Here is a 21,949-nt window from a genome sequence, read left to right as displayed (position 1 = left end):
ATTAAATTATGTGATGATACTTTAGTTTTTTGAGATCAAGAAAAATGAAGAAAGGAAGTAATCATTTTATGGAAAAATTAAAGTTGTTAACATTTGAAAATATAATAGAACCCCTTTTAAACGAAAGCGTATCATTTATATATTTTCCTATTGAATGGCTTGATATTGTAGAGATACATTATAAGACATTTTTATTAACGAGTAAGTTGAAACGATTAAATGAAAGATTATATGATATGTTTTCTGATATATTATTTATTCAGCATAATCCATATGTACTAAATGAAAATACACCATGGATTGTATGTAAAGAACCTATAAGAAAAGAACAACTTGATTATATTTTTCAAAGTTGGTATGAGATTATTCATGATTGGAAACCTAATAAATTAATAGAATCGCCAAAATATGAATGGCATTACGATTTAATTTCTAATTTAACAGTACTACATGATAAGGAAGTATATTCTAAATGGGTGCCCGCTTTAATTTCACATATTTTTTGTGAACGTCCTGTACAATTAGAAAATATAAATGAAGAAGATATATATTTTTCTCCTCTTAGATCACAAAATATTTGTGAGGCGATGTCAGAGCCTATTAAAGATGAAAAAACACAAGACTATTTCGCCTATGTATTTCGGTTCGAATATATAACGCGCGGAGGAGAGAACATTCCATTATTAAATGTTTCAATAGGAATTCGGAGATTTTATCAAGAATATAACCATCCAGACATCCCTTTGCTATTAAGACGAAAACGGGGCATGATATTAATTTCTACTCCAGAATTTGCATTGAATAATAAGAAATTACGATTTGTAAAACTAAAAGTTCAGCAGGCTACAAACGGCATCAAATGGATTAAGATATTTAGAAATTTAAAAGATGATTTTCGTATAGGTGGAGAAGTTGAATTAGATCATATTCTTCAATATCCGAAAGATTATATGCTAGGAGCAAATCTTAGGGTACTTCTTCCATACAATGAGAGAATATATAAAGTTCAAGGTACTAAAATAAGATCTGGTATAAAAGCAAAAGAAAGAGAGTATCTATTTAAAGGGTTTCAGCAAAAATTTTCTTATTTCACATTACTACCAGAATGTAAAAAGATTGAAACAGGCAATAGGAAAGAAGTATTCCCTTTAATTGCACCAAAAGGATTAGAGACTATAACGCTAGAAATATGGTCTGAAAAAATATCGCTGGAAGTAGAACAAGCATTATTTGAAAGTGAAATGGTGTTAGCTCAAATCAGTGAGTCATCATATATATTAAATGCAGATTCTCCAGTGTTGTTAAAAATAGTAAGATGTAATATTGAAAAAGTATTGCAAAATCCATATAAGATGCAATATTGCCAGAAGTATAAAACGAATTTAGTAGAGGATGTTATGAAAGCGGTTTATGCTACTGCAGGTAAGCGTAATGATGCGACATTGGCGTTAATTGCAATGAAAAATTGTGATGGACGTGAAAAAATTGATCCAAAGCAAATTGTTAGAGAAGGATTTGCACGAACAAACCGTATTTCAGCATTTATTAATTTATTTATAGGCCAAAGTGTATCTCGTAAAACGATTATAAATGGTATTTTGAGTTTATTAGAACAAAAAGGATTTTTAAAACGTAGTTGGAATAAGATAAATTTACCTTGTACATATGTTAATTTATCAATTGAACGAATCTCGAAATTTGATTTCTTACCCATTTTTTCAAAAATAAAAGGAAAAGAAATTTCATATAAATTATATGGGAATATAGAGTGGCAAACGATTGATCGTTTATTATTAAATGTAGATAAACATAACACCTTTTTACCGCAGCCTTCAAAAAGAAATGATATGGGCATTCAATTTAAACAATTTGTTTCTGAAACATTAGCGGAAATTTTACAACCTGCAAAAGAGCAAAATGAGCAAGTATACTTCATTATAGATGCGAATGTAAGAAAACATTGGATAAAAGAGTTACAAAATGAAAAAATTGATATAGATACTTTCCCTGACATTGTTCCAGATGTGCTAAAGGTTCCAAACTTAAATGCTGTAAGAATAAATACATCTTTTGATGTACCCAAATACGGTGTGATAGAATGTGATGACGTATTAGATAGTACGAGTTTATATATAGATCAAAAGGGAATGTATTATAGCACTGGTGAGTATCTGTGTAATGATAGTGAAACATTGCATCGATATATACTTGAAATATTACCTCTAGGTGTAAAAGCTGTTGAAAGGAACTATATTGCCAAAATGGTACATTACATGTGCTGTAATTCAAGTATGCTTTTGGAAAAGAATATACACATGCCATATTCCATGCATATGGCGAAAGTAATAAAGAGCTATATGACGGATATAGATGCAAGAGAGTTTAAAGAGTTTGATGATGAATTGGATGTAGATATTATAAAAATAGAAAAGAAAGATTCGATTATTCGGATTTAAATAATAGTAGACAAATCCTGTTCATTATATCGGTCAGGATTTGTCATTTTTTCATGTAAATAAGGATATCTTTTGTCATGTATCTTTTCTTTTACATATTTACTTTATTTCCATACAGGATTAAGATGTTTTTTAGAAATGAAAAACTACACCATGTGGAAAAGTAATATGAATGAATTCAAAAGAAATTTGAAAGGAATGAGGAATTGTGAAGAAATTAGATGTGCTATTCATGCTATTGAGCGGCCTCTTTCCAGTTGCAGGAATTTTAAAGCAAATCCCACTAGAACAATCTTTATATATTGGAGGTCTTTTATTTTTTACTAGTTTCGGTAGTTATTTTGCGAAAAAAATATATTCACGTATATGTAGTTGGATAGCGTATGCGCCATTTATTACATTATTGTTAATCATTTGGCATCAAGATATTTCAACTAGTTCAATAATAGCGAATGCGAAAATTGCCTCTTGTATCGCTTTAGTCCCATGTTTATTCCGTTTTCGTACATATGGACTTACTTTCGGTTTATTTGCATTATGGTCCGCTTTACTTTGGGATATGAAAGAAGTACAGTCGTTAGTCATACTTGAACGTATGTCTAGCTTAATGACAAGCAATTTCAAATATATCATGCTTTTAGTTGGTGGACTTATATTTGGTGGATTACTTGCGATGTTAATTCACCGCAAAGAGAAAGATGATAATAAAGAAAATATAAATCTATTTAAACAAAAAAAGAAACGCAAAAAATTATCCTTTAAGATTCCACTTCCAAGATTACCTAAATTTAGGATGAAATTATTTAAGTTTGGTAAAAAAGTATCAAAACGAAAAACACCAGAAAAACTACATGAGCATAATTACGAAGAACCGGCTCCAGCTGCAACATATGAAATGAAAGAGCAAATACATCAATATAAAGAAGGTACTGTTCAAGGACAAACAAGGATGGAACGTCGTAGAAATAGGTATAATGCATAAGAAATATTAGTAAGCCTTTAATGATTTATCATTAAAGGCTTTTTTGTAATTACATATAGATTGCTAATGAGAAATTTATAGCATAATCTAAAACTGAGGACTCCAATAAAATAATGGGAGGATAAAATGCTTATTATATATATTGCCGTCAGTATATTATTTTTAGTTAGCTTTTTACATGTTTACTGGGCTTTCGGAGGTAAGTGGGCGACAAATAGTGTTATTCCGACTAAAGATGGAGAAAAGGCGTTTACACCAGGTGCAGGAATGACATTGATCATTGCGTTATTATTAAGTATGGCAGCAATAATTTTATTACAACAAACTAATATTGTTCATTTTGCATTTCCTAATAGTATTGTTCAAGTGGCATCCTGGGTGTGTATGATTGTATTTCTCATAAGAGTAATTGGTGAGTTTCATTATTTTGGTATTTTTAAGCGAAAAAAAGATACTCAATTTGCTAGAATGGATACTGTTTTATATATACCACTTTGTGCATTTTTATCTTTATCATTCTTATTAGTAATTATAACTTGAACATAAAATGGTGGCTGTTTTCTTCAAAATAGCAAATGTAAAAGTGAAAAATCTAGGGGTAAATAAAAAGGATGTAAGCGCCTTTTTACCGAATTATAGATTATTATGAAAGGCGGGTGACACTATGAAGTACGTAAAAGTCAGTATGAATGGTGGAAGTGAACACAAATTTTCGATGACTTTAGCTCGGTTTGAAGAACTTATTACAACAGAGAATGGGCTATTAGAAAATAAATTAGTTAGCATTGAAAATGTAATGATTAATCCTACTAATATATCTTCTGTAGTTGAAAAAATCGGTGTACCGGCTAAATTTATGGAAGCTTAAAAATGTGTACATAAAAAACATCCAGGGGGATGTTTTTTTATATGATAATTGTACAATGGATATTTGAACAAATTTTTTAACGATACCTATGCATGTATGAAGTAGCTAGATATGATATTTAATATATGCACAATAAAATAAGTACAAGTATATATTAAATAGTAGGACAAGATCTTCGTGTCTGAATCAATACTCAGAAAAAACCTCTAATCACATTAGAGCATCCAATAGCAGGGTGCTCTTATTTTTTATGAAAAATGTAGCTCTACAATGGCTTCGTTTCAATTATAGTTTTCTTTAACCTTTAATTTTAAACTTATCTTTTACGTTAATAAAAATTAAGAATAAAATGACAGCAATAATTAAATTAGACAGATAGAAATTTTGGTGAAACAGTAGTTCAAAGGTAACATCAAGTGTATACAATAAAGCGACAGCAGGTAATATACAAATAAATATAAATCTCCAATTTTTTAAATAATGTTTATAATTAGTAAGTACTTTTTCCATTAATATTGCTCCTACAGTTTTTATTTTCTATATAATTATACATTTAAATAAGTAGATTTACAAAGTGTTTAAAATTTATTTAGCAACTATTGTGATTTTGTGTGATTGATAACGTGGAAGCAAAAAATATTTTAGGTCTATAAGTTGAGGAGGAGATGGAGAAAGATTTCATTAAAAACTTAGATAGCTGCATTAATCAATGTAAGAAATGATTTGACTAAAAAGCTTTTAAAGAACGATAGTAAAATGATACACTATACTCTACGTTATTTTTGAAATGAATAGAGGGATTTACGTGATAGATAAAATTAAAAACGTTGTTGAAGATATGTATGAAGATGAAGCAAAACATTTACTTCAAAGTATTCTAATACAGTTAGATGTATTAGACGGGAATTATAATGAAGATATGATAAAAAATTTAACGAGTATTCCTAAGCAATTAACGAATGATACAACTAAGGAAAAGAATATAAGTGAAAGTATACACATTCATATCGCTTTTGATGATTCAACAGCCGGTTGTTTAAAATATATGTTGAAACAGGAAGGGTTACTCGAGGAGAGTGTGGTTTCATTCTCTGAATTCTTTTCAATTGGGCCAATACATCAATTACATACAAATGAAGGTCAGTTAGCAAGAAAAGAATGGTTAGTAAACAACTTAACCGCTTATGATAGTTATTTTGAAGATGAGTATTTACCAAGATTTAAGAAAACGGTAGAAGTTCTACATTCAATTCCGCATGAAACACCAATTACCATTTGGAAGGCAAATAACGCGCATGAACATGTAGGCTTAAGTTTTGTAATCGCGCAATTAAAAGATAAGAAAAACATTCGATTTATAAATACGTCTGAAGCGAGTAAAGAAATATTAAAACAAGAGTATGATATTCGTGGAACTGGAGAATTAGCGCCTGAAAGTTTAGCCCTAATTCAAAAAAGTTTTGTAGAACTGCCGTATTTAACTGTGGAGAAACGTATGCAGTTTGAACATGAGTGGGATAGTCTATCGAAAAGTACGGAATTTTTAAGAGTTTGGACAGACAATGAAGTGCATTCTGTACAAGAAGATTATTTTGATCAATTTATAATTGAATGTGCGAAAAGTGTAGGTGCTGATCAAGAATTTCTAAAAGCTCCGATAGTAATTGGTGAAGCACTTGGTCTTGTAGAGCAGTTAGTTGGCGATACGTTTTTAGAATATCGCTTAAAGGAATTAATTAAACAAGAAGTATTTGAATTTGTAGGTTCACTAGATGAAATGCGCTTTTATAGTGTGAAGTTAAGGAAATAATAAATACATTTTATGTTTAAAAACCTCGTATTTTTAAAAATGCAAGGCTTTTAAACTGAAGTTGGGCTATAACATAAGCTTCCTTTAGAGGGCATATCACATATGAATGTTAAAGGTACTGAATGAAAAGAAGGTGATTTGTTAACATGTATAACCAACAATATTATCCATATGATCAAGCGATGTATTATAATCCACAAAACTACGAATATGAATCTACAAATGAAGTGAGAGATATTGAACAAGAAGATTATAGACCAGATGATGCGGAAGATGCTCCAACGTCACCACCACCGTCTCAAGCTCCATCGTTACCATCTACATTTTCCTCTCCAGCACAAGCAGGCAATATGAAATCATGGATGTGTAACTGTTTAGGAAGGTGGGGCTATTTACGTTTACATCGTCCTGGACCTTTCGGAAGAGACTTATGGTTCTTTCCGACTGAAGTGAGAAGAAACGGAGTATCAGGTTACACTTGGCAAGGTGGTCGTCGTCGTAAAGTAAGTTACCGCTATCAACAAATTAGTAATTATATGTGCTTTGCATAAAAAAGTGAGAGAGTAGAAGTATTTTACTCTCTCACTTTTTTTATTTTTCAATATACGAAGTAAGGTTTTGATTAAAAATTTACAATTTTCACGTTTTTATTAGAGTATAATGCATATGTTGGTTGGTTTTCAAAAACAAATGAGAGTGAGGGAATACAATGTCAATGAAAAATAAAGTTGGGCTAAGAATAGAGGATGGCATCAATTTAGCTTCAGCTCAGTTTAAAGAAGATGCATATGAAATTTATAAAGAATCTCGTAAAATGCAACCTATCTTATTTGTGAATAAAACAGAATTAGGTGCAGAGTGGCTTATAACAAGATATGAAGATGCTTTACCACTATTAAAAGATAATCGCTTAAAAAAAGATCCGGCCAATGTATTTTCTCAAGATACATTGAATGTGTTTCTTACTGTTGATAATAGTGATTATTTAACGACGCACATGTTAAATTCTGATCCACCTAACCACAATCGTTTACGGTCACTCGTACAAAAAGCTTTTACACCGAAGATGATCGCGCAATTGGAAGGAAGAATTCAGCATATCGCAGATGATTTATTGAACGAAGTCGAGCGAAAAGGTTCATTAAACCTTGTGGATGATTATTCATTCCCATTACCAATCATTGTAATAAGTGAAATGCTCGGCATTCCAAAAGAAGATCAAGCGAAATTTAGAATTTGGTCTCATGCTGTTATTGCTTACCCAGAAACACCAGAAGAAATAAAAGAAACTGAAAAGCAACTATCTGAGTTTATTACATACCTTCAATATTTAGTTGATATGAAACGAAAAGAGCCGAAAGAAGACTTGGTTAGTGCTTTAATACTTGCAGAAAGCGAAGGACATAAACTTAGCGCTCGAGAACTATATTCAATGATAATGTTATTAATTGTGGCGGGACACGAAACAACGGTAAATTTAATAACAAATACAGTATTAGCGCTTCTTGAAAATCCGAATCAATTACGGTTATTAAAGGAAAACCCAAAATTAATTGATGCAGCTATTGAGGAAGGATTACGATATTATTCTCCAGTTGAAGTAACAACTTCAAGATGGGCAGATGAACCTTTTCAAATTCACGACCAAACAATTGAAAAAGGAGATATGGTTGTCATTGCATTAGCTTCTGCAAACCGTGATGAAACCGTATTTGAGAATCCGGAAGTATTCGATATTACTCGCGAGAACAATCGTCACATTGCTTTTGGTCATGGTAGCCATTTCTGCCTAGGCGCTCCACTTGCTAGGTTGGAAGCAAAAATTGCTATTACTACTTTGTTTGAGAGAATGCCTGAACTACAAATAAAAGGGAATCGTGAAGACATTAAATGGCAAGGTAATTATTTAATGCGTTCTTTAGAGGAATTACCATTAACATTCTAGAATATTTATTGTAAGACATGCATACATAGAAAATGATTTACATAGAGTATGTATGTGTTATTTAAATTCGAAACGGAAGGGTGAAAACATCCCAATGATCAACTAATTCTATTTGTAAGAGATCTTCGTTAAAAAACGAAATATTCTTCTGAATAGGATTAGTCTGTACATTTATAGAAAAGGGATGTATTTCGCTCTGCGAAAAATATAGTCTTTTCATATGATTTGTGCTGCCTCCTGTTCAGAACATGAAATAGGAGGCTTTTTTATGTCGACAAATGTAGAAATGAAACAAAATAATGGGGTATCACAAGTATTAAAAAACAGGTTTGTACAAGGAATTTTAGCATCAGCATTATTTTTACAAATTGGAATATGGGTTCGGAACTTTGCGGTATTACTATATGTAATGGAAATGACAAAAGGTGATGCTTTTGCTATCTCGATGATTTCAGTTGCGGAGTTTGCTCCAATTTTCATCTTTTCCTTTATTGGTGGAACGTTTGCCGATAGGTGGAAGCCGAAAAAGACAATGATATGGTGTGAAACGTTAAGTTCTATTTCAGTATTTGCTGTATTAATTACTCTAATGTTCGGAACGTGGAAAATCGTATTTTTTGTAACACTTATTTCTGCAATCCTTTCGCAGTTTTCTCAACCATCTGGAATGAAATTATTTAAACAACATTTATCGGCAGAACAAATCCAATTAGCAATGTCTATTTATCAAACAATATTTGCGATATTTATGGTTTTAGGACCGATTCTTGGAACATTTATTTTTCATAGTTTTGGAATTTATATTTCAATTATTATTACAGGTATCGCTTTTTTACTTGCAGCAGCGGTGTTGTTATTTCTTCCGAAAGATCTTGAGAATGATAATGAGAAGAAAGAAATCACTCTGTTACAGGAAATGCTTGATGGTATTAAGTATGTCAAAAAGAAAAAAGCATTAACTTTGCTAGGGCTTTGTTTTATGGCAGCAGGACTAGGTATAGGTTTAATTCAGCCATTAGGCATATTTATCGTAACTGAGCAGTTAGGGCTGTCAAAAGAGAGTTTACAATGGTTACTAACAGTAAATGGTGCAGGAATGATTGTTGGCGGTGCTTTAGCGATGGTATTTGCAAAAAACGTTGCGCCGCAAAAGATGTTAATTATCGGTATGCTCGGTCAGGCGATTGGCATCGGTATTATAGGTTATTCGACAAATTTATGGGTAACACTTACAGCGCAACTTTTTAGTGGGTTAGCTCTTCCATGTATCCAAATAGGTATTAATACGCTCATTATTCAAAATAGCGATACAGATTTTATTGGTCGTGTAAATGGCATTTTAAGTCCACTATTCACCGGTTCAATGGTAGTAACGATGAGTATTGCTGGCTCATTAAAGGAGATGTTTTCATTAAGTATGATGTATGAAGGAACGGCTTTCCTATTTATAATTGGATTATTGTTTATTTTACCTATATACAATTTAAAGCCAACGATAGCAATAGAAAGTGAAATGAATGGGAAAGGAAGTGCTATACAAAATGAATCCTAATCCAAATGTTAAATACCCTATTGAAGGAAATCAAAACGTCCATTTTATAAAAAATACAATAACAAAAGCTAATATACTCGTTGGAGACTATTCATATTATGATGCGAAAGATGGAGAAACATTTGAAGATCGAGTATTACATCATTATGAATTTCTTGGAGATCGCCTTATTATTGGAAAGTTTTGTTGTATTGCAAGTGGAGTTACCTTTATTATGAACGGAGCGAATCATCGGATGGATGGGTTTTCGGCATATCCATTTAATATATTTGGAAATGGGTGGGAGAAGTATACACCTAATTTGTCTGATTTACCTTACAAAGGCGATACAGTTATAGGAAATGACGTTTGGATCGGTATGGATGCAACCATTATGCCTGGAATAAAAATAGGGGATGGTGCAATAATAGCAGCTAAATCTGTTGTGACGAGAGACGTCGCACCATATACAATTGTTGGCGGAAACCCTGCAAATAAAATAAGGGAGAGATTTTCAAATGCAATAATAGAAGAATTATTACAAATTCAATGGTGGCATTTTGATATTGAAAAAATAACTGAAAATATAGGTGCTATTGTACAAGGAAATATAGAGCCATTAAGAAAGCTAAAAAGGGAATAAAAAATGCATAACAAAGAGTATCATACCTCCGAATTTTGTTAATGATAATAGAACAAGGAGGTGTGATACTATGGCACAAGACGTTTTATGTGAAGTAAACAACTGTAAATTTTGGGCTAACGGTAATAAATGTAGCGCAGACGCAATTTATGTAGTAAGTCATAAAGGGAAACAGGCATCGACTACAGAAGAAACAGATTGCAAAACTTTCGATCCGGAAGTATAAATTTTTAAGGGTAACCAAATCGTGGTTGCCCTTTTATTAATTATAGTATTGATAATAAATCTCATTTTCATTCATTGTTTTTAACTTTTCTTGTTATTTTTCATATTTTCTTCATAAGTGATGTAATCCAGAGCAATTCATGTTCAATACACGATTTACTAAATTCAATGACTTCTGTAATAAAAGATGAACTAGCATCTAAAGATTGAATAGCAGTAAGCTGTTTATGTAGTACGTTTTGGCGTATTGTTAAAATTTCTTTTCTAGCTTCATAATCAAGTTTTTCAAATAGCGCGATACGAACAAGAAATTCTGCATTATTTGTCGCGAGTTTTTCGGGAAACTCGCGTAACATTTCAGAAAAAATTTCTTCTCCTGCTTCAGTAATGTCATACATATTTCGGTTTGGTTTTCCGACTTGTGTATGTACCTTTTTCGTTATAGCCCCCATATTCTCAAAACGTCGAAGAGAAGGATAAAGCATATTATGATTTAATTCAAAATTCTCTCCTAACCGATTTTGGATATTTTTCTTTATTTCATACCCATATTTTGGCCCTGACGTCAATTCTGCGAGCAATAAAATATCAACATACATAAAAATCCCCCTTATTTATTTCTCAAGTTCTCCTACGAAAAATCCACTTTAGTATATGTTAAAATAACATATGTTAGATTATACAACTTTGAATTACCGACCCATCACTTTTATTGTAAAAGAAAAGGGAGGAAAGGACTATGGCTTCGCCTGAAAATGTGATTTTAGTTCATGAAATTTCAAAGCTGAAAACGAAAGAGGAATTGTGGAATCCGTATGAGTGGTATCAATTTATGAGGGATAATCACCCCGTACATTATGATGAAGAGCAAGATGTTTGGAATGTATTTTTGTATGAGGACGTAAATCGTGTTTTATCAGACTATCGCCTGTTTTCAAGTAGAAGGGAGCGAAGACAATTCTCAATCCCTCCTTTAGAAACTCGAATCAATATTAATTCTACTGATCCACCAGAACATCGCAATGTACGTTCTATCGTTTCTAAAGCATTTACTCCAAGGAGTTTAGAACAATGGAAACCTCGAATACAGGCTATCGCAAATGAACTTGTACAACATATTGGAAAATATAGTGAAGTTAATATCGTTGAAGAGTTTGCTGCTCCTTTACCCGTTACTGTTATATCCGATTTGTTAGGAGTGCCAACAACTGACCGCAAAAAAATTAAAGCATGGTCTGATATTTTATTTATGCCGTATAGTAAAGAAAAGTTTAATGATCTGGATGTAGAAAAGGGGATAGCACTAAATGAATTTAAAGCATATCTTCTACCAATCGTTCAGGAAAAGAGATACCATTTAACGGATGATATTATCTCAGATTTAATACGAGCTGAATATGAAGGCGAAAGATTAACTGATGAAGAAATTGTTACTTTTTCATTGGGTTTATTAGCGGCTGGCAATGAAACAACTACAAATTTAATTATTAATAGTTTTTACTGTTTCTTAGTGGATTCACCAGGAACATATAAAGAATTAAGAGAAGAACCTACATTAATTTCAAAAGCAATTGAGGAAGTATTACGCTATCGCTTTCCCATTACATTAGCTAGGAGAATTACAGAGGATACAAATATATTTGGCCCTTTAATGAAAAAGGATCAAATGGTGGTTGCGTGGGTAAGTGCAGCAAATTTAGATGAGAAAAAGTTTTCACAAGCCTCTAAATTTAATATACACCGAATAGGAAATGAAAAGCATTTAACATTTGGTAAAGGTCCTCACTTTTGCTTAGGGGCACCACTTGCACGTTTAGAAGCTGAGATTGCATTAACTACCTTTATAAATGCTTTTGAAAAGATAGCATTATCTCCATCGTTCAATTTAGAACAATGTATATTGGAAAATGAACAAACTTTGAAATTCTTACCTATCTGCTTAAAAACTCAATAAACTGTTCAGCAAGGTACAAATTTACTGTACCTTGTTCTTTTATTTCTCAATTGTGAAATTTTAGTTGGTTATTTAGTATGGAAGTGTGTGAATAAGAGTAGAGGAGGATGCTTATGTTAACGTGTAATGGAAGTAAGACGTTCCAAACATTTATTAAAGCTGTAACGGATTTAATAAATAGTAATTTGTTAGAAGATCAAATGGTTTGTGGGATTGAAAAATTATTAGAAGAACTTTTAGAAAAGAAAACATGGCTTCCGTTAGAAAAACAGAAGGCGAATTCGGCTCAATATGCACGACACTTGCTTTATGAAGATCCTTTAAATCGTTTTGAAGTATTAGCTCTTGTATGGAAAGATGGACAATCGACTCCTTTGCATGATCATGATGGCACATGGGGAGTAGAAGGCGTATTTACAGGAAGAATAATGGTGCAGAACTTTATACAAACGAAGCAGTTTGAAAATTCACTTGTTTATTTAACTCATACAGAAAATCTTTATTTGGGAGAAGGAGAAACAGATAAAGTCATTCCACCAGCTGATTGTCATATTCTTGAAATAGCAGAAAATGAAAGCGTTGTCACTATTCATGTTTACGGAAAACGTTTAGAAAAGTTTAAAATATATGTCCCAACTGAAGAAAAGAATGTGTACATGTGTGAGACGAAATATATTAGTTATAGTTCATAGTTTAAAATCAGAAGCTTTTCTTTAAAAAGAAAAGCTTCTGATTTTATTTTTAATTATTTCTTGACCTGAAACGCTTTTCATAAATTATAACTAAAGAGAACCTCACGAGACCAGTGTGAAAACGATACCTTGAATATAGGTAGAACTCGTGTATTTTAGAAAGTGGTGAAGAAATAATGAAATTAATAGCAATTGATTTAGATGGAACCCTTCTTTCAGGGAATAAAATGATTAGTACAGAGAATGCAAAAGCAATTCGAGCATGTCAAGAAGCGGGCCATGTTGTAGCGATTTGTACAGGACGTTCTATTGTCGATATTGAACGATTATTGTTAGAAGCTGATTTAGAGTGTCCGATCATTGCAGAAAATGGTGCACTTATATATAAAGATAAAAAAATGATGAAAAGATATCCAATTCAAAATATGCAGGCACTTAAAATAGTAGAATATCTTGAAGAGAATGGTTTATATTATCAACTTTATACAGATAAAGGCGTATATGTTCCAGAATATGGAGTGGAAAGTGTACGCAGGGAAATTGAGGATTTGAAAAATTCAAAAACAAATGTGGATATACAAGAATTAGAAACAATTGCAGCATTATACCTTGAGCATACAGCATTTCATAGTACGGAAAGTTGCAAGTCAATTGTAGAAACAGAAATACACGTGCATAAATTGTTGCCATTTTCTTATGATATAGAGAAATTAAAAAAACTAAAAGAAACATTTCTTCATAATTCAGATTTAGCAATTACATCTTCATATTGGCACAATTTAGAGATTAATCATCGAGATGCTCAAAAAGGGAATGGATTATACACTTTAGCTGAATATCTTAATATTTCAGTTGAAAATACTGTTGCGATAGGTGATGGGCTAAACGATGTTTCTATGATGGAAAAAGCGAACATTTCAATTGCAATGGGAAATGCTGTTGAAGAAATAAAAGCGATGTGTAAATATGAAACATTATCTAATGAAGAACATGGTGTTGCACATGCTTTATATAAATATGTAATGTAACATAAAAAGAAAAAAAGAATCCAATTGGATTCTTTTTTTCTTTTTATTAGGGGTAAGGTATTCTATGAGATTCATAGAAGCCTTATTACATTTTATTATATAGAATATATTGGAATAAATGTTTATATTTTTCATGATAATTGTGAAAATTTTATGAACTTTATATGTAATGTATTTTTATATTGCTACTAGTGTGTATAAAACTATGTCAAAACTTAACGAATGTAAGGATGTTAAGGAGAGTTCATGCAACATAAAAGATCATGATTGGCTCAGCTAATAATCAGTCGGAGATGAATAAAACTTACTAATTAGAGTTTCAATTTGCATGCATACATTTTTTGTTTTTAATTGAAAAATAAAATTTGTTCGAATAATTATTCTTCAGCTATATACCTACAGGCACATTCTTCGTATAATGGAGAAGTATGAATTTAAAGTTTGTATGAATTTTACATATTGAGGTGAAAAAGGAATGAATGCGCGGCTAATGGAACTTATTGATGTGAGTACAATAGAAACCATGGCAGAACAATTTTATCAATTAACCAACATATCACATCAACTTCTTGATGCTGAAAAAGAATGTATATTTTCATTTGGAATAAATGAAAAGAAAATATGTAAACTTCCCAAAATTGAAATCCCCATTTTTTTATACAATCAATATTTAGGATCTTTTGTTGTATGGTCTCAGAAAAGCGAAATTTTCAATTCCCAAAAATACTTTGAAATGCTTTCAAATCTAATTATAGGTGGGGTAATGAAAGGATTTCAAAATAAAAATACAACGTTACTTACTCGAAAAGAGGAGGAACTACATACAATCTTACAAAACATGCCTGTTATGGTTGATGCACTTGATTATAATGGAGATTTTGTTTTGTGGAATCGCGAATGTGAAATTGTAACAGGATATACTGCGGAAGAGGTAATTGGAAATCCAAACGCACTTCGCTTACTGTATCCTGATCATAATTATCGTCACGAGATACAAAAGAAATTTTTGACTCGTGGAAAGAACTTTAGAGATTGGGAAATGCGCTTAACATGTAAAAATGGTGAAATTAAAACGATAATGTGGTCCAATATATCAGAACAGTTTCCTGTAAGTGGATTTAGTTATTGGGCTGTTGGTGTAGATATTACACATTTAAAAGCAATAGAAGAGAAATTAATACAACAAACGTCTGAATTGGAATTAATTTTTCAAGCTTTACCAGACTTATGTTTCTTAACAGAAGATGACGGCACAATTATTGATTATAAAGCAGGATCCCCTACAAAATTTTACGTACCCGCAGAAGCTTTTATGGGAAAAAAGTTTTACGAAGTATTACCAACTTCAGTAGCACAAAAATTTCAAGAAGCAATTTTTCAAGTGAAAGAAAAAGGAACAAATGCAATTGTTGAATATCCGCTTACAATTAATGAAAGTATCGATTTCTTTGAAGCTAGATGTTTACCGTTATTACATGATAAAATTATGATTATTGTACGTGATATTACAGAGCGGAAAAAGACAGAAGAATTGCTAAATAAATCAGATACACTTGCAGCAATTGGTCAATTAGCAGCTGGTGTTGCTCATGAAGTTAGGAATCCATTAACAGTCATTAAAGGCTTTATACAGCTATTTCAAATTAATAAAGAAGATCAAGAAAAATATTTTAATCTTATGCTTTCTGAAATTGAACGGATAGAAGCAATCCTTCAAGAATTTCTATCCATTGCTAAAACGGATGAAATAAATACAGAAAAGAAAAATATTTATCAAATTTTTAAAAATGTCGTATCGCTAATGAATACAAAGGCAATTATGACGAATATTCAAGTTGAACTATTTACAGATACCAAAGATATAATCATTGAATGCTCAGAAAATCAACTGAAACAAGTATTTATTAACATTTTGCAAAATTCAATCGAAGCTATGCCAGATGGTGGGAGAATTTCAATTCACATAAAAGAAATAGGCAAAGATGGTATCATTATTAGTGTAATTGATAAAGGAATAGGAATACCTGAAGAACGAATTAAAAGATTAGGTGAACCATTCTATAGTACGAAAGAAAAAGGTACCGGTATTGGATTGATGTTAAGTTATAAAATTATTGAAAGTCATCAAGGGAATATAAGTATTATGAGTGAGGTTGGCGTCGGAACAACAGTAACGATTTACTTGCCAAAAATTCAGAGTAAAAAGCCTTTATCAAATTATGATGATAGATTAGAATCAATACGTTCAATTATTAATTCTTAAATACCCAATAACGAAAAGTTAAGCTTTTCGTTATTGGGTATTTTTGTATTTAATTTAGAAAACTTTACCTTTTCTTTAGATTTGCTTTAATTTCTATTAAGTTTTTATCAATATATTAGTATTTGTGCAAAGTAATGTATAGAAAATGTGCATTACTTTTAATATATAGATTCAATTATTAATAGAAATACAGTAAGGAGGAGATTATGACAAGGTGAAAAAACAAGAGAAAAAAAGCGGTAGAGCAGTACCGATGCGGTTAAACATTTTATTCTTATGTGTATTTATATTGTTTTCTGCCATGATTATACAATTAGGTAAAGTACAAATTATCGATGGTGAGACGTATAAAAATGAAGTGGAGAAGAGAGAAAATGCAACCGTAAGCCTTTCTGTGCCGCGGGGAAAAATATTTGACCGAGAAGGGAATCCAGTAGTTGATAATAAGTCTTTACGTACAATTACATATACAAAGATGAAAGGTGTAAAATCAGAAGAAATATTAAAAACAGCAAGACAACTTGCAGACATAATTGAAATACCAAAAGAAGATATAGACAAGCTAACTGAGACGGATAAGAAAGATTTTTGGATGCAATTAAATCCGAAACTAACTGAAAAATTAGTATCTAAAAAAGAAATAAATAAGTTCAGAGATAAAGATATTACCGGAAAAAATTTAGATAAAAAAATTGAAGAGTTAAAAAGAAAACGAGTTACGGATAAAAATCTTCAAGATTTAACAGATAAAGATATAAAAGTGTTAGCTATTAAAAGTAAGATGACTTCTGGTTATCAAATGGCTCCACAAATTATAAAAAAAGACGTTAGTGAAAAGGAATTTACTATAATTAGTGAAGGTTTAGCAAATCTCCCAGGTGTAGACGTGTCGGTTGATTGGGAGAGAGTGTATGTGAATGATGGATTATTCCGATCCGTTCTTGGAAATGTTTCTAATTCTGATGAAGGATTACCAAGTGAACGATTAGATTATTACTTAGTACGTGATTATAGCCGAAATGATAGGGTTGGAAAAAGTTATATCGAGCAGCAATATGAAGATGTACTTCATGGTACAAAAAAAGAAGTAAGAAGCGTTGCAGATAAACAAGGTACTACAATTAGAACGGAAACAATTTCTGAGGGAAAGAGCGGTAAGAACTTAACTTTAACGATAGATATGGAATTACAGAAAAAAGTAGAAGAAAGTATAGAAAAAATATTAAAGGCATATAAAGGATCTGAATCTATGTTGGACCGTGCTTTCGTTGTAATGATGAATCCGAAAAACGGACAAGTATTATCAATGGCTGGGAAAAGACTTGTAGAAAAAGACGGGAAAACAGAAGTTGAAGACTATGCATTAGGCACAATGACTAGTTCATATGAGCTAGGATCAACAGTTAAAGGTGCGACAGTTTTAACTGGATTTGAAACGAAAGCTATAACACCAGGTACTTATTTTTATGATGCACCTATGAAGTTTAAAGGTACTAGGGAGAAGAAGTCTTGGAAAGAGTTTGGAAACATTGATGATTTAAGAGCGTTACAAGTCTCTTCAAACGTTTATATGTTTCATACAGCATTAAAAATTGCAGGTGTGGATTATGTGAAAAATAGTTCATTAAATATTAAACAGGAATACTTTGATAAAATGAGGTACTATTTCAGACAATTCGGATTAGGTGTTCCAACGGGTATTGATTTACCGAATGAAACAGCTGGACAAATTGGTAAAAAAGATAATCAGCCGGGTTTCTTATTAGATTACTCAATTGGTCAGTATGACACGTATACACCACTTCAGCTCGTACAGTATATTTCAACAATTGCAAACGGTGGATATCGAATGAAGCCACAAATTGTACAAGAGGTAAGAGAGCAAACGTCGCAAAAAGATGAGATTGGTAAAGTGGTGCATGCAGTAGAACCAATTGTTTTAAATAAAATTGATATGAAAGAGGAATATATAAATCAAGTAAAAGAAGGATTTAGAAAGGTATTCCAAGAGGGTGATGGAACAGGAGTAAGGGCGTTCCAAAAAGCATCTTATAAACCAGCAGGTAAAACAGGAACAGCACAGACAGTTTACGGTGGAGAAAGCGATATTGGAAGAAATGAAAAGGGCGAGAGAAGAGAATGTTATAACTTAACGTTAGCAGGGTATGCGCCATATGATAATCCAGAAGTAGCATTCTCTGTAGTTGTGCCGTGGGTTATGAATGATAAATCTGGTATTAACTCTGATATTGGAAAAGAAGTTTTAGATGCTTATTTTGAATTGAAAAATAAGAGATTGACTGGAGAAAATTTACAAATAGATAGCTCTCAAGAAGGTTAAAACATATGAAATAATATAGAAACTAGAGTCATTTAATTTAGGGATAGATTCAAAATGGGTGATAGAAAGGTAAAATCATTCTATCAATTGTTCACGTTTTATAAAATAAATCATATATTGATAGCATAGGACAAGCTGAAAAGCTTATTCTAACCTCACAGAACACTCCTTATCACGGTTAGGCATCTACTTATGTAGATGCCTTTTTTAATTAAATAACTGACAATTATTTATCAATCTAAAGTAGCAAGTATATTAGGACTATTAGGGGAAGATTGACGGTAATCATTACAGTATGATTAATAAGAGTGTTGAAATGTAAGGAGTGAGAAAGAAGTGCTAAATATTTTAATGATTAATTTTCCAGCAGAGGGACATGTAAACCCGACATTAAGTTTAGTCAAAGCCTTTACTGAACGGGGGAATCACGTACACTATATTACTACAGAACACTTTAAAGGCAGAATTGAAGATTTGGGAGCTACTGTATATACCCATCCAGATTTATTAAAGGATATTTCTATTGATACTGAAACTTCATATGGATTGAACTCTTTCTTTCATGTACATGTTCAAACTTCTTTATATATATTAGAAATTACGAAACAATTATGTGAAAGCATTAATTTTGATTTCGTAATTTATGATATATTTGGTGCTGGAGAGTTAGTAAAGGAGTATTTACAAATTCCAGGCATAGTTTCTTCTCCTATATTTTTAATTCCTACTGAATTTTTGGAGACTTTACCTTTTCATCCTAATGCAGAAATACCATTCCAACCTGATGAAATTTCTGAACAGTTACTATATCGAATGGAACATGAATTTGGAGTAAAGCCTAAAAACAATCTTCAATTTATGCATAACAAGGGAGATATTACTCTTGTGTACACAAGTCGTTACTTCCAACTTAATAGCGATTTGTTTGGAGAAAATAACATTTTTATTGGACCAAGTATTTCAAAGCGTAAAACAAATGTAGAGTTTCCACTTGAATTGCTTAAAGGTAAGAAAGTTATTTATATTTCAATGGGGACACTGCTTGAAGGACTTGAACCATTCTTTAATACTTGTATTGATACTTTCTCAGATTTTAAAGGGGTAGTTGTAATGGCAATTGGTGATAGAAATGATCGTTCTAAAATTAAGAAAGCGCCAGACAATTTTATAATTGCTTCATACGTACCCCAATCAGAAATATTAAATGAAGCAGATGTTTTTATTACACATGGCGGCATGAACAGTGTACACGACGCTATTTATTTTAATGTCCCATTTGTCATCATTCCACATGATAAAGATCAACCGATGATAGCACAAAGATTAACTGAGCTGGAAGCCGCACATAGGTTATTGAAAGAGCATGTTAATGTACAAAGTTTAAAAGAAGCGGTAACAGACGTACTTTTAAATGAAAAGTATAAGCATGGTATACGAAAACTGAATGATAGTTTTTTAGATTGTGGTGGTTCAAATGAAGCAATCACAGTGATTATATCTCTTTTAAATAAATAGTGTGGGTAATATAAAAGCATAGAGGCTCAACCTTTATGCTTTTATATGATTATCCCGCAAACTGCACAGCAGTATTTGCATGTAAAAAAGCAGTATCAAAAACAGGAACAGTAAGGTCGTTTTGGGAAATGAGCAACGGTATTTCGGTGCAACCTAGTAGTATACCTTCTGCGCCATTTTGAATTAATGATTTTGTAATTTGTAATAGCTTTTCTTTTGATGTTTCTGAAATAATCCCTTTACTTAATTCATTTAAAATTACATGATGAATAAAATTTCTTTCCTCTTCATTTGGGATGATTGTCTCAATGTTATAGTTTGCTAGACGTGATTTATAGAAGTCTTGTTCCATCGTTTGTTTCGTACCCAATAATCCGATACGCTTTATATTCTGTTCTACCATTTCTTTAGCACTTACATCACCTATGTGAAGAAGTGGAATGGATATTGCACTTTCTACTTCTTCAGCAAATAAATGGACCGTATTGGAACACATTAATAAACATTCAGCTCCGGATTTTTCAACCTTCTTTGCAACAGTAACTAATTCGTTTTTCACTTCTTCATATTGATGATTTTGTAATAAAGTCGTTACTTCACCAAAGTCCATGCTATATAAAACAAGCTTTGCATTTTGGTCGTATTGAGAGAGTGTAAGTGTATTAATATGTTTATAGTATAATGATGTAGATTCCCAACTTAGTCCACCAATTAAACCAATTACTTTCATCGTATATTCCTCCCGTAACTATTTTGAATTCATTATTTCATAATTCCGATAAGAATACAATGATTTAAATGTGCTATTAAACAAAAAATAAAAATAATTAGAAAAGTGTTGAAATTTATATTGTTTAATGCCATAATACGAATTACAAATTAATACTTATCCAGAGAGGTGGAGGGAACGGCCCTATGAAACCTCAGCAACCCCTATGTAAATGTATATAGGAAGGTGCTAATTCCGCAGAGAACACGATGTGTTTTTTGGAAGATAAGAGGATTCTTAAACGTGAAAGAAAATGACCTCTTATGTAAGAGGTCATTTTTTGTTGTATAGAAAGGGAGTGTCGATGCATAATTCATTTTCAAAATAAATATAGAGTAATAAAAGTTGACTATTAAGAGGGGGGAATTGTTATGAACAAATTATCAACAAAATTAGTAGTGGCAATCGGAATTGGAGCAGCATTATACGGGATATTAGGACTTTGGGGGTTTTCTATTGCACCAAATACATTTATTAAACCTGCATTAGCTATTTTAACCGTTTTTGGAGCGTTATTTGGTCCAGTGGCAGGACTGTTAATAGGACTTATCGGTCATACCGTAACAGACACAATCGCTGGCTGGGGTATTTGGTGGGGATGGGTTATTAGTTCAGGCATTATTGGCTTTGCAATGGGGTTCATTCAAAAAAGAGTTGGCTTTAGTGTGAAAAACGGGACATATAATAAGGGAGATATTTCTTATTTAGCCATTACTGGCTTAATTGGAATTGTCATTGCTATTATATTTGCTGGGGCATTCGATATTATTGTAATGGGAGAACCGTTTGACAAAATTGTTATACAAGTGTTAGGTGCAACAATTGCTGACGTTATTGTATTTTTAGTTCTTGGATTGCCAATTACAATAGGCCTAGCTAAATCGAATAAGAAACATACACATTTAAAAATTGAAAAGTAGGGATATT

20 protein-coding genes and 1 riboswitch are annotated in these 21,949 nt (G+C 31.8%); of the genes, 17 read left to right on the top strand and 3 right to left on the bottom strand.

Annotated elements, in window-relative coordinates:
- Positions 1-68: 68 nt before the first annotated feature.
- From QCI47_RS14945 to QCI47_RS14930, 4 genes are all read left to right on the top strand, one after another.
- Positions 69-2,456 (top strand): RNaseH domain-containing protein, encoded by a 2,388-nt coding sequence (locus QCI47_RS14945; RefSeq protein WP_309423004.1) that lies wholly within the window; start codon positions 69-71, stop codon positions 2,454-2,456.
- A gap of 208 nt (positions 2,457-2,664) precedes the next feature.
- Positions 2,665-3,438, top strand: coding sequence for a DUF3959 family protein (locus QCI47_RS14940; protein WP_061130282.1), 774 nt, complete (start codon positions 2,665-2,667; stop codon positions 3,436-3,438).
- 126 nt (positions 3,439-3,564) lie between these two features.
- Positions 3,565-3,978 carry a DUF3995 domain-containing protein gene (locus QCI47_RS14935; RefSeq protein WP_353811840.1) on the top strand — a complete coding sequence of 138 codons (414 nt, stop codon included), beginning with the start codon at positions 3,565-3,567 and terminating at the stop codon, positions 3,976-3,978.
- 124 nt (positions 3,979-4,102) lie between these two features.
- Positions 4,103-4,306, top strand: coding sequence for a hypothetical protein (locus tag QCI47_RS14930; protein ID WP_000878365.1), 204 nt, complete (start codon positions 4,103-4,105; stop codon positions 4,304-4,306).
- Between the two features lie 297 nt (positions 4,307-4,603).
- Here the strand turns inward: QCI47_RS14930 and QCI47_RS14925 are convergent, their stop codons facing one another.
- Positions 4,604-4,816 carry a hypothetical protein gene (locus QCI47_RS14925; RefSeq protein WP_000416834.1) on the bottom strand — a complete coding sequence of 71 codons (213 nt, stop codon included), beginning with the start codon at positions 4,814-4,816 and terminating at the stop codon, positions 4,604-4,606.
- A gap of 295 nt (positions 4,817-5,111) precedes the next feature.
- On the opposite strand from QCI47_RS14925, the gene QCI47_RS14920 reads away from it, so the two are divergent.
- From QCI47_RS14920 to QCI47_RS14895, 6 genes are all read left to right on the top strand, one after another.
- The gene (locus tag QCI47_RS14920) at positions 5,112-6,116 is read left to right on the top strand and encodes a DUF1835 domain-containing protein (protein WP_071741677.1); all 1,005 of its coding nucleotides are present in this window, start codon (positions 5,112-5,114) and stop codon (positions 6,114-6,116) included.
- 146 nt (positions 6,117-6,262) lie between these two features.
- Positions 6,263-6,667: a hypothetical protein gene (locus QCI47_RS14915; protein ID WP_309423009.1), complete on the top strand. Its 405-nt coding sequence runs from the start codon at positions 6,263-6,265 to the stop codon at positions 6,665-6,667.
- A gap of 158 nt (positions 6,668-6,825) precedes the next feature.
- Positions 6,826-8,061, top strand: a complete 1,236-nt coding sequence (cypA, locus tag QCI47_RS14910) for a cytochrome P450 (protein WP_000062100.1) — start codon at positions 6,826-6,828, stop codon at positions 8,059-8,061.
- Between the two features lie 268 nt (positions 8,062-8,329).
- Complete coding sequence (locus QCI47_RS14905; RefSeq protein WP_071741676.1) at positions 8,330-9,613, top strand: MFS transporter; 1,284 nt, start codon at positions 8,330-8,332, stop codon at positions 9,611-9,613.
- Positions 9,603-10,235, top strand: coding sequence for a Vat family streptogramin A O-acetyltransferase (locus QCI47_RS14900; RefSeq protein WP_001069232.1), 633 nt, complete (start codon positions 9,603-9,605; stop codon positions 10,233-10,235). The genes QCI47_RS14905 and QCI47_RS14900 overlap by 11 nt, the downstream gene beginning before the upstream one ends.
- A 70-nt stretch (positions 10,236-10,305) precedes the next feature.
- Complete coding sequence (locus QCI47_RS14895; protein WP_000046091.1) at positions 10,306-10,461, top strand: DUF1540 domain-containing protein; 156 nt, start codon at positions 10,306-10,308, stop codon at positions 10,459-10,461.
- 100 nt (positions 10,462-10,561) lie between these two features.
- Here QCI47_RS14895 and QCI47_RS14890 read toward each other — a convergent pair whose 3' ends face one another.
- On the bottom strand, positions 10,562-11,059 hold the full coding sequence (locus QCI47_RS14890) for a PadR family transcriptional regulator (protein ID WP_071741675.1): 498 nt from the start codon (positions 11,057-11,059) through the stop codon (positions 10,562-10,564).
- Positions 11,060-11,199: 140 nt separating this feature from the next.
- Here QCI47_RS14890 and QCI47_RS14885 point away from each other — a divergent pair, with 140 nt between their 5' ends.
- From QCI47_RS14885 to QCI47_RS14860, 6 genes are all read left to right on the top strand, one after another.
- A complete protein-coding gene (locus tag QCI47_RS14885; RefSeq protein ID WP_000158000.1) occupies positions 11,200-12,414 on the top strand; it encodes a cytochrome P450 in 1,215 nt (404 codons plus the stop codon).
- Between the two features lie 113 nt (positions 12,415-12,527).
- Entirely contained in the window at positions 12,528-13,106 is a 579-nt protein-coding gene (locus QCI47_RS14880; protein ID WP_353811839.1) for a cysteine dioxygenase family protein, read from the top strand.
- Between the two features lie 176 nt (positions 13,107-13,282).
- Positions 13,283-14,134 carry a Cof-type HAD-IIB family hydrolase gene (locus tag QCI47_RS14875; RefSeq protein WP_000766401.1) on the top strand — a complete coding sequence of 284 codons (852 nt, stop codon included), beginning with the start codon at positions 13,283-13,285 and terminating at the stop codon, positions 14,132-14,134.
- 475 nt (positions 14,135-14,609) lie between these two features.
- Complete coding sequence (locus QCI47_RS14870) at positions 14,610-16,397, top strand: ATP-binding protein (RefSeq protein WP_309423010.1); 1,788 nt, start codon at positions 14,610-14,612, stop codon at positions 16,395-16,397.
- Positions 16,398-16,611: 214 nt separating this feature from the next.
- Complete coding sequence (locus QCI47_RS14865; protein ID WP_309423012.1) at positions 16,612-18,738, top strand: peptidoglycan D,D-transpeptidase FtsI family protein; 2,127 nt, start codon at positions 16,612-16,614, stop codon at positions 18,736-18,738.
- 336 nt (positions 18,739-19,074) lie between these two features.
- Complete coding sequence (locus QCI47_RS14860) at positions 19,075-20,253, top strand: macrolide family glycosyltransferase (protein WP_353811838.1); 1,179 nt, start codon at positions 19,075-19,077, stop codon at positions 20,251-20,253.
- 49 nt (positions 20,254-20,302) lie between these two features.
- On the opposite strand, the gene QCI47_RS14855 is transcribed toward QCI47_RS14860, so the two are convergent.
- On the bottom strand, positions 20,303-20,983 hold the full coding sequence (locus QCI47_RS14855) for an aspartate/glutamate racemase family protein (protein ID WP_000864406.1): 681 nt from the start codon (positions 20,981-20,983) through the stop codon (positions 20,303-20,305).
- 153 nt (positions 20,984-21,136) lie between these two features.
- Positions 21,137-21,254, top strand: a riboswitch (SAM riboswitch).
- 139 nt (positions 21,255-21,393) lie between these two features.
- On the opposite strand from QCI47_RS14855, the gene QCI47_RS14850 reads away from it, so the two are divergent.
- On the top strand, positions 21,394-21,942 hold the full coding sequence (locus tag QCI47_RS14850; RefSeq protein ID WP_001038200.1) for an ECF-type riboflavin transporter substrate-binding protein: 549 nt from the start codon (positions 21,394-21,396) through the stop codon (positions 21,940-21,942).
- Positions 21,943-21,949: the final 7 nt, after the last annotated feature.

Source organism: Bacillus cereus group sp. RP29 (assembly GCF_040459765.1).
Classification (GTDB): domain Bacteria; phylum Bacillota; class Bacilli; order Bacillales; family Bacillaceae_G; genus Bacillus_A; species Bacillus_A paranthracis.
This window is presented reverse-complemented; position numbering and strand designations above follow the sequence as displayed.